The sequence below is a fragment of the Bacteroides muris (ex Afrizal et al. 2022) genome (assembly GCF_004793475.1).
Classification (GTDB): Bacteria; Bacteroidota; Bacteroidia; order Bacteroidales; family Bacteroidaceae; genus Bacteroides; species Bacteroides muris.
This window is the reverse complement of sequence record NZ_SRYZ01000006.1, coordinates 1-15,405: the sequence shown is the minus strand read 5'-3', so window position 1 is coordinate 15,405 and position 15,405 is coordinate 1. Positions and strand designations below refer to the sequence as shown.

Here is a 15,405-nt window from a genome sequence, read left to right as displayed (position 1 = left end):
TGACAAGAAGACAATAAAAATGAAAGGGTGATAACACTACAACGATGTTATCACCCTTTCATTTTATACTATATCTTATCTTTCTATTCCTTCTTATCCAGTACCTCAAAGCATGAATTCTTGCTCACGAACTCCGGAACAATATTCTTCATAGCAGCAACAATTTTCATCTGGTCATAAGTATAACTTACATCAATCAACTTCTGGATACGCTCCTTCACCTCGTCATAGTCATACTCACGTACCGTGGCAATCATTATCTTTTCATGATGGGTGGGTTTTGTGAGCTCCTTCACATTGAGGAGTTCCTCATAAAGCTTTTCACCGTGGCGGAGACCGGTAAACTCAATCTTCACATCTGTGCGACCGGAAAGGCTAATCATACGCTTGGCAAGGTCTACAATCTTCACCGGCTTACCCATGTCAAAGATATAGATTTCACCGCCGTTGCCCATACTGCCGGCCTCAAGAACAAGACGGCAAGCCTCGGGAATGGTCATGAAGTAACGGATTATCTCAGGATGGGTCACCGTCACCGGACCACCACGCTGAATCTGGTCGCGGAAACGGGGAATGACAGAACCGTTGGAACCCAGAACATTACCGAAACGCGTAGTGATGAACTGAGTGGCACGGCCTCCCTCCTTCTGCAACTTCTTCGCAAGAGACTGCACATAAATCTCGCAGATACGCTTGGAACAACCCATCACGTTGGTAGGGTTGACAGCCTTGTCCGTAGAAATCATCACAAACTTCTCTGCACCGTATTTCACAGCAAGATCGGCCATGGTGCGCGTACCGAATACGTTCACCTGGATGGACTCGGAAACGTTGTCCTCCATCATCGGAACATGCTTGTAGGCGGCCGCATGGAAAATATACTGGGGCTTGAACTCCCTGAAGATGTCCTCCATACGCGTAGCATTGGAGATGTCGGCTATGATGGTCTCGGTATCGATGTCGCGCCAACGATCCTGAAGTTCCAGACGGATGTCGTGCAGAGGAGTCTCGGCCTGGTCTACTAAAATAAGCTTATAGGGATTGAACGAAGCCACCTGACGCATGATTTCGCTGCCGATGGAACCGGCGGCGCCCGTAATCATCACACGCTTGCCCTCCAGATGAGAGGCAACCTTATGGATATCTATCTCAATGGGATTGCGCTGAAGCAGGTCCTCAATCTGGATTTCCTTCAGCTGCGTGGGGCTCAGCGCCTGGCCGTTCCACTCGCTCAAAGGGGGTGCGGTCATCAGTTTGATGTTGTGCACCAGCAGGCGGTCAGCCATGTCGGACTTCTTCAGTTCCTCCATCTTGGCAGGAGAAATGATGATGGTCTGCACATCACGGTCGTTCAGCACATCAATCAGCGTATCATCGTTGGGGAACACCTTGACACCCATCATCACCTTATTGATAAGCTCAGGTTCGTCCGCAATGAATCCGCGCAGGCGATAATGGTTGCGCAGATTGACGCGCAATGCCTTGGCAATGTTGACCCCGGCTTCCTTGGCACCGTAAATAAACACGTTGGCACTGTGAGTACCGTCGAAGTTCAGCGCCTCGAAAACAGTTTTGACAACTACACGAGAACATGCCATCATGGCAAAATTGATGATATAGGACATGAACAGCACACTGATTGGAGCCAAGCGGAATTCCAAATAGCTTGCCGTCAAGACACTCATTATCATCAACAGCGCATAAGAAACCGTCAATGCCACAAAAATGCGCAAAATATCCACAAAGGAAGAAAAGCGCAATACATTAGAATACGTGCGGAAAACGCGAAAGAAAATAAGATTGACAACTACCGTCCACAGAACAGTCTTGTCAATGGTAGAAGGTTCCAAAAAGATACTTCGGAAATCATATCGGAGAGCATAGGCCAATATGCAGGATATGACGATAATAAACACATCAATTAATAGAATAGTCCATATCGGAAGCACTTTTGCGGAAAGATACCGATGAAAAAATGTTTGCTTCATTTCATTTGACAGTTTTGTTTTAGATTCAGCAAAGATACACTATTTTAATCAAAACAGACAATAAATCGATAAAAAAATGTTATAACAATATTTATCGTCCATAAAGAAATCATCCCGCCTCCCCCCGTTTTAGCAGTCGGAAAGCGGGATAAAAATAGTTTTATCTCGAAAAATACGGATTCGTTACATTAAGTTACTTGCCAATTCGCTCAACTGGCTACGTTCTCCTTTCACCAGATTAACATGAGCAAACAAATTCTGTTCTCTCATACGGTCTATCATATAGACAAGCCCGTTGGACTGACTGTCCAGATAGGGTTGGTCTATCTGCTGAATATCACCGGTAAACACCATTTTTGTGCCTTCGCCAGCACGAGTGATGATAGTCTTAATCTCATGTGGGGTCAGATTCTGGGCTTCATCAATAATACAGTACGTCTCGCTCAAGCTGCGCCCGCGGATAAAGGCTAATGCCTCGATAACCAATTGTTCACTTTTTTGCATATCCTCCAAACGTTTCACTTCGGAGGAATTGGTAGCGAACTGATGCTTGATTACATTCAAATTATCGAACAAAGGCTGCATGTAAGGAGCCACTTTCTCATTGGCATCACCGGGAAGGAATCCAAGGTCCTTATTGGATAGAGCCACGATGGGACGTGCCAGAAGAATCTGCTTGTAGTCGGTAAGTTTACCCAATGCGGCGGCCAGTGCCAGCAGGGTCTTGCCGGTTCCCGCCTTACCGGTCAGGGCAACCAGCTTGATGTTCGGGTCGTTCAGCACCTCAAAAGCAAAACTCTGCTCGGCATTGCGCGGTTCAATCCCATAGTTCTTAGTCTTGTTGACCCGGCAAATCGAATGGGTAAAGGGATTATAACGTGCAAGCACACTGCTGCGGTCACTCTTCAACACAAAGCATTCATTGGGACGAATGATGTCCTTAAAATCGAACTCGTTAATGTCCAGTCCCTCTTTGGAGGAGTAAATGCGGTCTATCAGCGCAGGTTCAATGCCCTCGAACACTTCATTCGACTTTTCGAATATATCCACATTGATTACCTTATCATTAATGTAGTCCTCACACAGCAGACCGATGGAACGCGCTTTCATGCGCAGATTCACGTCTTTCGTAACAAGGATGGTTTTCATTTGGGGCTTTTGAGTGGAAAGCCAGTCCGCCACCGACAGAATCTGATGGTCGGGAATGCGTTCGGGAAAGGAATCACGTACCCGAGGAGAGTCCACCATGCCTGCCACCACAAACAGGCGGCCCAAACCCTCTCCCAATGGCGCTCCTTTGGTGAACAGATTGTCATCAGTAATCAAATCAAGCTCACGGACAAACTCACGGGCATTGAAATTAATCTGTTCATTGCCTTTCTTGAATTTGTCCAATTCTTCAAGGACTACGATGGGAAGATAAATGTCGTTCTCTTGAAAATTTTTCAGACAGTTATAATCGTGAAGAATCACATTCGTATCAATCACAAAATTTTTTTTAGCTCCCATACACGTTAGATTTAAATTGTTAATACCTTTGCACAAACTTAAGACAAGCTACCCTGCAAGCGATTTCAAGCAAGCTTGATTGCTTTCGGTTTGCATTATCTTTGTTGCTTTTAAAGATAACAAATTAATAGGGAGAAAGGATTGCTTCTCCGTTAAATATTATAAAAGATGGATTATCAGGACACTTTAACTTACTTATATAACAGTACACCCATGTTTCAGCAAGTGGGCGGCTCAGCATACAAGGAAGGGTTGGAAAACACACTGACTCTGGACGCACACTTCGGACATCCCCACCGCAGCTTCAGGAGCATTCATGTGGCCGGAACCAATGGAAAGGGGTCTTGCTCGCATACACTTGCCGCCATACTGCAAGAGGCGGGATATAGGGTCGGACTATATACCTCGCCCCATCTGGTGGATTTCCGGGAACGCATCCGGATTAACGGACAGCCTATACCCGAGGAGTATGTCATCCGTTTTGTAGAGCAGGAACGTGGCTTCTTCGAGCCCCTCCATCCCTCCTTCTTTGAACTGACCACTGCCATGGCCTTCCGCTACTTTGCCGATGAGAAGGTGGATGTAGCCGTAATCGAGGTGGGACTAGGCGGACGACTGGACTGTACCAATATCATCCGTCCGGATGTATGCATCATCACCAACATCAGTTTTGACCATACTCAATTCCTGGGGAGTACCCTGGCAAAAATCGCAGGAGAGAAGGCAGGAATCATTAAAAGCAATATCCCCGTTGTAATCGGTGAGACCACTCCCGAAACGAGACCGGTGTTTCTGGAAAAAGCACAGACAACGGGCGCTCCCATCTACTTTGCCGAGGAAAATGACCGTGAGGACTATCCCGGAATAGAATACGAACTGAAAGGGCTCTACCAACAGAAAAATGCCCGGACTGTACTTACCTCCCTCCCGCTGCTGAAAGAAGCCGGCTACCGGCTGGACGGACAAGCGGTGCGTAGCGGCTTTGCCCATGTAACGGAACTGACGGGCTTGATGGGACGCTGGCAAAAACTGCACGAATCGCCCACCCTGATTTGTGACACCGGGCACAATGTAGGAGGCATCACCTACATTACAGAACAACTGAAACAGCAGGCTTACCGCCAGCTGCACATCGTCATAGGCATGGTGAATGACAAGGATATACGGGGGGTACTGGCCTTGCTGCCCCGAGAAGCGACCTACTACTTCACCAAAGCCAGCGTGAAGCGGGCACTGCCCGAAAACAAACTGCAGGAGCTTGCCGAAGCAGCAGGTCTGGAAGGGCATTGCTATCCTGACGTACCCACCGCCGTGCGGGCCGCACAAGAAAAAAGCCTCCCGGAAGACTTCATCTTCGTGGGAGGCAGCAGTTTTATTGTGGCCGACTTGTTAGCGAACCGCAATGCACTCAATCTCTACTAAGGCGTCTTTGGGCAATGCCTTCACAGCAACAGCCGAACGTGCCGGAAAAGCACCGTCAAAATAGGTGGCATATACCTTATTCATATCAGCAAACAAGGACATGTCTGCCAGGAAAACGGTAGTCTTCACAATATTCGCCATACCTAACCCTGCCTCTTCCAGGATATGCTTTATATTCTCCAAAGATTGGCGGGCCTGCGCCTCCGCACCTTCAGCCATCACTCCGGTAGCTGCGTCAATGGGCAACTGACCTGATACAAATACCATTCCACCGGCCTCAATAGCCTGACTATAAGGGCCTATGGCACCCGGTGCCTTTTGGCTGCAAATCACTTTCTTCATAATTGTCAAAGTTTATTTTTATTAATAATCGAATCTACTTTCCTTTTTTGAAACAAAAAAAACGAAGCATATGCAGTATTCCGGAAATCCACGCATTTTATAGATAGAATAACGCAATTTCACTCATAACCTATTATACCTAGACTTAACTCATTTAACTTGGGGAGTTCCCCAAAACAGAGGCTCTGCTTTAGCAGAGCCTTTATTCTATCTCCTCCTTTTACTTGCAATGCTTCTCAATCAAGGCATCCACATTGGGGTCTCCCAATTCCTTTGCCTTGGCAAAGCTGGCACAAGCTTCCTTGTCCTTCTTCATCTGCAGCTGGGCAATGCCCATCAGACGATAGCCCTCAGCATATTGGGGATCTTTCTCCAAGGCAACCTTCAACACATTCAACGCCTCTTCGTAGCGTCCCACGCGAAGATTCACCACTGCCAGTTCGGCACGGTAAGTCAAATCCTCCGGATTCAACTCGATAGCCTTCGCCATATCATCAAGCGCACGCTGATACTGCTTGGCCTTCAAGGCAGCCTGCTCACGGTAATAGTAGAACATGTCGTTCACCTTACCGTTCACGGCATTGTAATAGGCGTCATAATCCAGCATGGCATTGCGCGCCTGGCCTGCATTCATACGGGCTTGTGCACGCTCCAGTAAGTAAGGGGCGGCTTCCTCCGTATAGGGCTGAGTAAAACGGGTCACACAGCTGTCCATCAGAGCCAGTACCTCTTCGGCAGGCGCCTGCATCAGTTCTTTGGTCTTGGCAGCGCTGAAAAAGGTAGCCGGAGATACCAGAACAGTCTTGTTCACTTTATCATAGCTGGCAAACGCCGACGGATAGTCCTGCTTAGCAAACTGGATGTCACCCTCCAACTGGACATAAACCGGAAGTTCGTCAATGGCTATTGCTTTCCGTACTTCGTCCAGAGCCTTGTCGAGCGACCAGTCCTTATAGGTCTTTTCGGGCTTACCCAATACATAATTATAGATTATCTTAGCCCGGTTGTAATATACATCATCCTTCTTTGCGGCAACTTCCAAAGCCTTGTCTACGTCTGTGGCAACCTTATCCATGGAATCATCTTCACGGGACATGAACAGATGCTGGGAAGCACGGCGCAGATAACCGTCGGCACTGGCAGGATATTGTGCAATGAAATCGTTCAGAACCTCCATATACTTCTCCGGAGACAATTGGGAAGAAGCCATGTAAAGGAACACCAAAGCCTGTTCTTCGGTATCGGGCAACGCCTTCTTGATACCGATACCCTTCAATGACATATCTCCATAAGACAATGCGGATATATTCTGCGACATGGCAAAATTGGCATCGATGGCATAGCAGATGGTAGCCGTATCTTGTCCAGAGGACTTCTGCGCCAGACCGAAGACTTGCCCGTCCATAGTCATCAGCGGACAACTCACCATCTTGTCCTTCAGACGCATATCAAGCGTATAATAGGAATAATTACCGGAAATCTTATCAGCCTCCTTTACTTTCCCGGCAGTGAAGGAACGGTCCTTCTGGGTGGAATAAGGTAGCAGATATACATCCGCACCGACAGCCGGAGCCACAGCAGCCAAAGTGAGTGCCGTGACTTTCTTTCCAGAAATACCGACACGGAACTTGACAACATCGTACATGTCATCGGCTCCCATAATGGCCTCCACCGGCATCTGAGCCCCGTCCGAGCCCACCACAACGGCACGTTGGGCGCCTTTGAACAAGGTATAGTCAGAAAGTGCAACACCATCTTCAGTGACAAAAAAACCGTTTCCGGTATTCAGTATTTTATCGTTCCGGTCGTAGGTCACCACCGAGAAAACGGCACGTTTGGCTTTGTCTACCCACTTCGGGGCTTGCGCCACACTCCACTGAGCCAATAAACAGAGAGTGAGCATTAACAGCAGTTTCTTTTTCATATCTTAGTTGGTTCTTTGTTTCACCGCTTCATAAATCAAAATACCGGCCGCAACGGAAACATTGAGGGACTCGATAGTTCCCAACATAGGAATCTTCACCCACTCGTCACACAACGCCAGGTTGTCATAGGACACCCCTTTGTCTTCGGCACCCATAATGATGCACATCGGACCGGTATAGTCGGCTTTGGTATAGTCATAATCGCCCTTCTCTGTGGCCGCCACAATATGAAAGCCACTGTTCTTGAGGAATTGCAAGGTCTCTTTCAGGCTGTGTTCGCGGCAAACGGGCAGGGTGTGCAAAGCTCCTGCCGAGGTTTTCATGGCATCTGCGTTGACAGACACACTGTTCCGTGCAGGGATAATCACGGCATCTACCGCCGCGCACTCGCAAGTACGGGCAATGGCACCGAAATTACGGACATCCGTGATGCCATCAAGCATCACAAACAGAGGATTCTTGCCTTGCTCGAAAAGGAAGGGTACCAGATCTTCCGTCTTCTGGTAAGTAACTGAAGAGATGAAAGCAATTACTCCCTGGTGATTCTTACGCGTCACGCGGTTGATGCGTTCCAACGGAACGCGCTGTACCGGTATCAAAGTCCCTTTCAAGACAGCAAACAACTCTTTTGACAAATCACTCTGAATGTCCTTCTTTACCAATATCTTGTCTATCTCTTTTCCTGCCTGAATGGCTTCAATCACGGCACGGATGCCGAAAATCATTTCACTGTTATCAACCATGTAGTTATTTACTATTTAACAATTTACTATTTACTATTTGCTACTTCCATCAACGCCCTAGCATTATTCAATGCTGCTTCGGTCAACTTAGCGCCACTCAACATGTGGGCTATTTCTTCCACCCGTTCGTCGTCGGTCAAACGACGGATATGGCTGTTTGTTTCCGTCTCGTTGTCCTGCTTGTACACCTTGTAATGGGCGCGTCCGCGGGCAGCAATCTGAGGCAGATGGGTGATGCTGATTACCTGGCGGTCCTGCTCACCCATCTCCTGCATGATATCTGCCATGCGGTCAGCTATCTCGCCGGAAACTCCGGTATCTATTTCGTCGAATACAATGGTGGGGAGCTTGACAGCACCAGCTATCATTGCTTTAATGGAGAGCATGACGCGGGCTATTTCACCACCCGAAGCTACAGAGGAGATGCTTTGCAATGCCCCGTTCTTATTCGCAGAGAACAAGAAGTTCACAGTATCCGCCCCATGTATGCCCGGCTCCTTGCGGACACCTATCTCTACTTGAAAACGGACATTGGGCATGCCCAACGGAATCAGCCGCGCAGCCATCTGCTTCTCCACTTCGCAAGCAGCGGCAATACGCGCCTTGGTGAGGACGACAGCCTGCTTTTTCACCTTATTATATAAAGCGTCACAACGCGCTTTCAGCTCCTCAATGCGCTCGTCGGACGAAGTAATGGCGGAGAGTTTCGCGGTATACTCATCCGTCAGCGTCAGAAGTTCGCCGACAGTAGCAACGCGATGCTTCTGTTGGAGCGTATAAATCAGATTCAGACGTTCGTTTACTTCCTCCAGACGTTCGGGGTTGAATTCTATTTCATCCTCCTTACCCGACACTTCCTGCGAAATATCCTTCAGCTCGATATAAGTGCTTTCCATGCGTTCGGCAAGTTCTCCGGCAACCGGATAAACCCTCTGCAAGCCGAGCATTGTATTCAAGCATTCCTTCAACCCGGACAACAAGCCGCCTTCATCCGAGTAGAGCGTCTGCCCTACCCGATAGAGTCCGGCCTTTATCTCTTCCGCATGGCTCAGCGTATCTGCCTCTTGCTCCAGCTCCTCTTGCTCACCGACAGACAAGTGTGCCTCTTCCAACTGTTCCAGTTGGAAACGAATATAGTCTTCGTCTGACTTGTCTTGGTTGGCACGGGCAACAAGGGCTTCCAAATCCTGCTGTGCCTCCTTCCACTCTCCGAAGATATTCTGATAAGCAGACAAGGCCTCTTCATTATGCGACAGGATGTCTAGTACATTCAACTGAAATCCCTCCTTGTTCAGCAAAAGGTTCTGATGCTGGGAATGCACGTCAATCAGTAACTCTCCCAATTCCTTCATCTGAGCCAATGAAGCAGGTGTATCATTGATGAATGCCCTGCTCTTGCCCGAAGCGGACACCTCGCGACGCAAGATGCATTCTTCCTCGTACTCCAGCTCATTCTCCTCAAAAAAGAGCTGCATACTGTAAGCGGAAATATCAAAACGGGCCTCGATGATGCACTTAGATGCTCCCACACGAATGGCCTTCACGTCGGCACGCTGCCCCAGTAGCAGACCGATGGCACCTAGAATAATGGATTTTCCAGCACCGGTCTCACCCGTTATCACCGAGAAACCGCTACTGAAGCTGATATCGAGCTTTTCAATAAGTGCATAATTCTGTATGTAAAGCGAACGCAACATAAGGATATTTACGATTGGAAAATTTACTATTTACTATTTCAAAGTCAATTCCTTCACCAGACGGTCCACGATGTCGGCAGCCACTTCAGCCTTGGACTTCAATGGGTAGTCCGTCTTTCCATGGCAATCTATAATACTGATTTTATTGGTATCGCAACGAAAACCAGCCCCCTTGTCGTTCAAGGAGTTCAGCACGATGAAGTCCAGATTCTTGCGGTTGAGCTTGTCTTCCGCATTCATCTGCTCGTTATGAGTCTCAAGGGCAAAGCCTACGAGAAGACGTCGACGGGACGCCGTATCGTTCTTCAGATTACCTAAGAAAGCAGCTATGTCACGGGTAGGCTTCAAGTTCAAACTCATCTCCCCGGTCTTTTCGCGTTTGATTTTCTCATCAGCAACTTGTTCGGGAGTATAGTCTGCCACAGCAGCTGTCAAGATGGCGACATCGGCATGGACGAAGGCTGCGGATGCAGCATCGAACATCTCCCGCGCCGACTCTACCACATGGTATTGGTACATCGGAAAGTAAGTGGTCTGCTGTACCGGACCGGTAATCAGTATCACCTTGGCTCCCCTTGCAGCGCATTCGTCTGCCAAGGCAAATCCCATCTTACCGGAAGAATAGTTGCCGATGAAGCGCACCGGGTCTATCTTCTCATAAGTAGGCCCTGCGGTTATCATCACTGTCTTACCCATCAGGTCTCCCTCTTTGGCAGCAAAGTACATCTCCAGATGGCAGATGATATTCTCCGGCTCCTCCATACGGCCTTTCCCCACCAGATGGCTGGCGAGTTCTCCCGTAGCGGGTTCTATAATATGGTTTCCATAAGAGCGGAGTATATCCAGATTCTTTTGGGTGGAAGGATGGGCGTACATATCCAAGTCCATGGCAGGTGCCACAAATACCGGAGCTTTGGCAGAGAGATAAGTAGTAATCAGCATATTGTCTGCCACACCATTTGCCATCTTACCAATGGTAGAAGCCGTTGCCGGAGCAATCAGCATGGCATCTGCCCACAACCCCAAGTCCACATGGCTGTTCCAGGTGCCATCGCGCTGTGCAAAGAACTCACTGATGACCGGTTTACCGGTGAGGGCAGAGAGCGTGATGGGGGTAATGAATTCCTTACCGGCAGATGTAATGACCACCTGCACCTCTGCACCACGCTTAATCAGTCCGCGAATAATATAGCATGCTTTATAGGCGGCAATGCTGCCCGTAATGCCTAATACTATTTTCTTCCCTTTCAGTATATTTGCCATTTATTTCTGAGTTATTTCACGCAGACGTATTCTAGTCAGCGTAGCTTTGGTATTCAAAGTAAAATCACTGTTCAAAATCCAGCTGTAATAGCCGGGATCACGTTTCAGAACATCGGATACCGACATACCCTTATACTTGCCGAAATTGAATACTTCCACCCCTTTTTCATCGTAGACCATACGGCCCGCAAAGTCCACATTCTTGTTGAAGCTGGAATAGTCGGCAAGGAAAGCCACGTCATTCTGCAACTCCGGATAACGGTCCAACTGCGACATCAGCACCTCGTAAGTGGCACGTGTGTCGGCCTCTGCCGTATGAGCATCTTCCAGATTCTTGCCACAATAGAATTTATAGGCGGCAGACAACGTGCGTTGCTCCATCTTGTGGAAAATGACCTGCACGTCCACAAACTTGCGGCGGCTCATGTCAATGTCCACACCGGCACGAAGGAACTCTTCCGCCAGAACAGGGATATCAAAACGGTTGGAGTTGAAGCCAGCCAAGTCGCATCCTTCAATGTCATTGGCAATATTGCGCGCCACTTCCTTGAATGTGGGGCAGTCAGCTATATCGGCATCGTAGATGCCATGAACGGCAGATGCTTCGGCAGGAATGGGCATTTCGGGATTGATACGCATGGTTTTGGACTCCTCATTCCCGTTGGGATATACCTTTAGGTAACAGATTTCGACAATTCGGTCTGAATTGATATTGGTACCCGTAGTCTCCAAATCAAAAAAGACTATCGGATTTTTCAGATTCAATTTCATTGTTTTTTCGTTTTATAAGCTCTGGCTATGAGCTATAAATTATAAGTTTGAATTACAAGCCACGAGCTACAAGTACCGTGCGGCATAATTGCGCAGCCACTTGTAGCTCGTAACTCATAATCCGATTGTAATATTCATCAGTCATTCAGCATCATCGGCATCAGCAACATCAGCAAGTCTTCGTTCTCTTCCTGCTCTACCGGGATGATGACACCTGCACGTGAAGGATCTGCCAGTTCGATAACAATTTCATCGGCAGAAATATTATTCAGAATGTCAATCAGGAAAGTGGACTTGAAACCGATGCTCATCAGATTGCCCGCATACTGGCAAACCAGTGTTTCTTCAGCCGATGTAGAGAAGTCGATGTCCTGTGCAGAGATGACAATCTGGTTCTCCTTCATGCGCAACTTGATAAGGCTGCTTGCCTGCGAAGAGAAGATGGACACACGACGCAAAGCACCAAGCAGTTGCAGGCGATCTACCGTCACCTTATAAGGATTGTTCTGCGGAATCACAGAATTGTAGTTAGGATATCTCCCTTCAATAAGGCGGCACACCATGCGGTAGCTTTCGAGTGTGAACACAGCGTTGCGTTCGTCGAACTCAATAGTCACCATGCCTTGTTCCTTCGGTAGCAGGTTCTTCATCAGCGAAGCCGGCTTCTTGGGCAGGATAAAGGCGGCACGCTCGTTGCCCTTGGCAGCCAGTGTCTTGCAACGCACCAGCTTATGACCGTCTGATGCAACCATCGTGATATCCTCCGTTGTGATATCGAAATAGATACCGTTCATCACGGGACGAAGTTCGTCATCAGCCGTGGCAAACACAGCACGGTTGATACCACCCAGCAACACTTGTGCATCCATTTCCACACGTACGGCATTGTCACCCAACATGGCAGACTGCGGAAACTCGTCTGCATTCTGACCCATCAAGCTGTATTTACCGTTCTGATACTGTACCGTGATTTCAAGGGAATCCGTATTGATTTCAAAAGTCAACGGTTGTTCGGGAATTTCCTTCAAAGCGTCCAAAAGAGTTTTGGCTGTGACGGCAAAACGGCCGTCCATATCACTTTCATTCACTTCCACTGTAGTGACCATCGTCGTTTCACTATCAGAAACAGTGGCAGACAAGGTTCCGTCTTGCAGCTCAAAGAGGAAACAATCCAAAATAGGCAGCGCATTCTTCGAATTAATCACGCGGCTGATAGCCTGTAAATGACTGGAAAGCGCAGTACTCGAAACGATAAATTTCATATCTTCTGTATATTTAAGTTTTTTATTTTGCTAGTGTCTCAAACAGACGGACAAAGTTAAAAAAAGAATTCCCTACAACAAAGAAATACAAAGAAAAAACAGCCGAATATTCGTCTCATATTCCTAAAAAATCGTAACTTCGCCGCATCATTTAAAAAGAGAACAATGGAATTTACAGGAAAAATCATCGCTATACTCCAGCCCAGAGGCGGAGTTTCTAGGTCAGGTAACGAATGGAAATCACAAGAATATGTGATTGAAGATCATGGCCAATATCCGCGTAAAATGTGTTTTGACGTTTTTGGAGCGGACAAAATCGAACAGTTTAATATTCAGATGGGCGAAGAGTTGACAGTATCTTTTGATGTAGACGCACGCCAATGGCAAGACCGTTGGTTCAATAGTATTCGTGCATGGAAAGTAGAACGTGTAAGCACTGCCGCACCCACACCGGGCGCTCCCGTTCCGCCGCCGGCTCCCACTGCTGCACCGGAATTCCTCGCAGGAGATGCAAAGGATGACCTGCCATTCTAAGAATAATGTCATAATTCACCACAGATTGCACAAATTAACGCAGATTGCTTTAGAATTAATAAAGAAATGTGCTAATCTGTGAATTCTGTGGTGAATGCGTATTTTGACTTCCCTTGTGCTTATTATCTCTCAACACTCTATAGTATATCTGACTAATCACCCTTTATAAAGCAATACTATATTCGGATAAACCACTCCTTCTGTACAAGTGAACTGTATTGCAAGCATGAAGTTACGAAAGAAGTTGGATTGGCGGAAGAAAAAGTTCGGTATCAGACGTACATACGTTTCCGGCTGACTCAGCATCATCTCCATATCCGCCATCATCACAAAATTATATATGGGTGAAAGGCTGCCGATACCCTCTTCGTACATCGGCGTTCCGTCTAGCACATCTCCGCTCTCCACCGCCTCAATATAGGCCGAAAGGCTCAGTGCATCGGGAGCCAGCAACAGGTTACCCCGATAGAAGCAGGCAAAGGTATAAAGGGCAGACTCTGTGATACCCGTCAACTGGGTGAGCAGCGTATTACGGGGCAGCACATATTTAAGGAATCTCCTTGCTTTGGGATACAACGAATTATTTGAAACCACCTTCGGCATAAACGGAGCATCCTCTTCCTTGGGAGTACTGTAAAGCAGAGACTGCAAGCCACGTTCTGCCGCCAACTCATCCTTGAGAGGAATACACATCACGGCGCAAGGCAGCTTACACAACATGTCTTTCGGCTGAAACAAGCAAGACATCACACTTTCGCCCGCATGCTCATTCAAGTAAGCAATCCACTCTTCGTCGTGCTGCTTGATATAATTTGAATAGGTGGCCTTAGCATACTCCTGACTAGCAGTGAAACCAAACCAGGTATTTCTGTCAGACATTGCCCATCGATTGTAAAAGAAAGTGGAAGAAGGAAGCAGAGCCCCGGAAAATCCGTCCTCCACCGGCTGTTGCACCCGCAAGGCATTGATAAACGTCTGTGTGGAATCCGCCCCATGGCTGATGCCAGAGCAATAGATGGCATCTTCATTGAACTTCATGTCAAACTCTGCCCAACTGCCCAGTCGCGTCTGCGAACGGATACCGTCCGTAGGTTTCCCCATATCCACTCCTTTCATACGTACATAGACTGTGGCAGCCACATTGTTGTGCTTCCCCGCATGCATAACACGGAAAGAGGAGAGGTGCATCAGGGACTTTTTGCTCCGCCGCACATCAATCACATGCTCTATCAAACGCTTCTGAAAACTTACAACCAAGAAATCGGGAGTGAAGTAGGCAGCCAGGAAACGACCGTCTGCCATAGGATAGATACGTATCTCCTCTCCCTTATAATCGAAATACTTGGAAGGAAACGAACTGGAGCAGTATTTCCCCACAAAAGACTCTACCAACTCATAATCACCTGAACCCAAACTGCAATACAACACTTGGTTCATTGGTGTATCCGGCTCGTGAAAGCTAATCAGCATCTTGTTCATCTGTTTACTCAGTCCATGTGGAGTATCCTCCACCAAAGTATACAAATACTTCTTCAAGTAAACGAAAAGCTCCGATACATATAGAAAATGATTGTCTTTGCTGCAATTCAGTTCATTGATATCTTTCACGAAATCTGCCATACGGTCGGTTTCGAGTATGGCTATGGCATCTTGCGGCACCAAAGTATAAAGATTGAAATCCTGCTGTTTCTCCACTGAATTCAACCGCAGGAAAGAATACACGCCAAAACCGGCACATAGCAGTACTATGGACACAACGACAGCTATCTGTATGAGGAGTCGGAGTTTCATGGCATTTATTCGTCAACTTTTGGCAAAAATAGTAACTATTCAGCGAATCGAATACAATCAGGTTGGTCAGCAACAATTTTAGAATAATCCTCTGATTATCATTAAAATAACAGTGATTCTATTTGTGAATGTCAGATAAAATCGCTATCTTTGTATCT

12 protein-coding genes are annotated in these 15,405 nt (G+C 47.4%); 2 read left to right on the top strand and 10 right to left on the bottom strand.

All coding sequences use genetic code 11. From position 1 onward, the window contains the following. Positions 1-83: 83 nt before the first annotated feature. Together E5355_RS04355 and E5355_RS04350 are read right to left on the bottom strand one after the other, a co-directional pair. Entirely contained in the window at positions 84-1,988 is a 1,905-nt protein-coding gene (locus E5355_RS04355; RefSeq protein ID WP_136009327.1) for a polysaccharide biosynthesis protein, read from the bottom strand. A gap of 183 nt (positions 1,989-2,171) precedes the next feature. Continuing rightward, complete coding sequence (locus tag E5355_RS04350; protein ID WP_136009326.1) at positions 2,172-3,497, bottom strand: PhoH family protein; 1,326 nt, start codon at positions 3,495-3,497, stop codon at positions 2,172-2,174. Between the two features lie 168 nt (positions 3,498-3,665). Here E5355_RS04350 and E5355_RS04345 point away from each other — a divergent pair, with 168 nt between their 5' ends. Then, the gene (locus E5355_RS04345; RefSeq protein WP_136009325.1) at positions 3,666-4,919 is read left to right on the top strand and encodes a bifunctional folylpolyglutamate synthase/dihydrofolate synthase; all 1,254 of its coding nucleotides are present in this window, start codon (positions 3,666-3,668) and stop codon (positions 4,917-4,919) included. Here the strand turns inward: E5355_RS04345 and E5355_RS04340 are convergent. The 7 genes from E5355_RS04340 to dnaN all read right to left on the bottom strand — a co-directional run bounded on the left by E5355_RS04340 (position 4,887) and on the right by dnaN (position 12,922). Then, positions 4,887-5,261: a RidA family protein gene (locus tag E5355_RS04340; RefSeq protein ID WP_005831379.1), complete on the bottom strand. Its 375-nt coding sequence runs from the start codon at positions 5,259-5,261 to the stop codon at positions 4,887-4,889. The genes E5355_RS04345 and E5355_RS04340 overlap by 33 nt on opposite strands. Before the next feature lie 220 nt (positions 5,262-5,481). Then, positions 5,482-7,185 (bottom strand): serine protease, encoded by a 1,704-nt coding sequence (locus tag E5355_RS04335; protein ID WP_136009324.1) that lies wholly within the window; start codon positions 7,183-7,185, stop codon positions 5,482-5,484. A gap of 3 nt (positions 7,186-7,188) precedes the next feature. Then, the gene (gene rlmB / locus E5355_RS04330; protein ID WP_136009323.1) at positions 7,189-7,929 is read right to left on the bottom strand and encodes a 23S rRNA (guanosine(2251)-2'-O)-methyltransferase RlmB; all 741 of its coding nucleotides are present in this window, start codon (positions 7,927-7,929) and stop codon (positions 7,189-7,191) included. Positions 7,930-7,955: 26 nt separating this feature from the next. After that, positions 7,956-9,626 carry a DNA repair protein RecN gene (gene recN / locus E5355_RS04325; protein WP_136009322.1) on the bottom strand — a complete coding sequence of 557 codons (1,671 nt, stop codon included), beginning with the start codon at positions 9,624-9,626 and terminating at the stop codon, positions 7,956-7,958. 33 nt (positions 9,627-9,659) lie between these two features. Then, positions 9,660-10,889, bottom strand: a complete 1,230-nt coding sequence (gene coaBC / locus E5355_RS04320) for a bifunctional phosphopantothenoylcysteine decarboxylase/phosphopantothenate--cysteine ligase CoaBC (protein ID WP_136009321.1) — start codon at positions 10,887-10,889, stop codon at positions 9,660-9,662. Then, the gene (locus tag E5355_RS04315; protein WP_136009320.1) at positions 10,890-11,660 is read right to left on the bottom strand and encodes a 3'-5' exonuclease; all 771 of its coding nucleotides are present in this window, start codon (positions 11,658-11,660) and stop codon (positions 10,890-10,892) included. It lies immediately after the preceding gene. Between the two features lie 137 nt (positions 11,661-11,797). Beyond that, positions 11,798-12,922: a DNA polymerase III subunit beta gene (dnaN, locus tag E5355_RS04310; RefSeq protein ID WP_136009319.1), complete on the bottom strand. Its 1,125-nt coding sequence runs from the start codon at positions 12,920-12,922 to the stop codon at positions 11,798-11,800. A 165-nt stretch (positions 12,923-13,087) separates the two neighbouring features. On the opposite strand from dnaN, the gene E5355_RS04305 reads away from it, so the two are divergent. Next, positions 13,088-13,456: a DUF3127 domain-containing protein gene (locus tag E5355_RS04305; RefSeq protein ID WP_136009318.1), complete on the top strand. Its 369-nt coding sequence runs from the start codon at positions 13,088-13,090 to the stop codon at positions 13,454-13,456. 156 nt (positions 13,457-13,612) lie between these two features. Here the strand turns inward: E5355_RS04305 and E5355_RS04300 are convergent, their stop codons facing one another. Next, positions 13,613-15,247: a DUF3352 domain-containing protein gene (locus tag E5355_RS04300; protein WP_136009317.1), complete on the bottom strand. Its 1,635-nt coding sequence runs from the start codon at positions 15,245-15,247 to the stop codon at positions 13,613-13,615. Positions 15,248-15,405 lie beyond the last annotated feature (158 nt).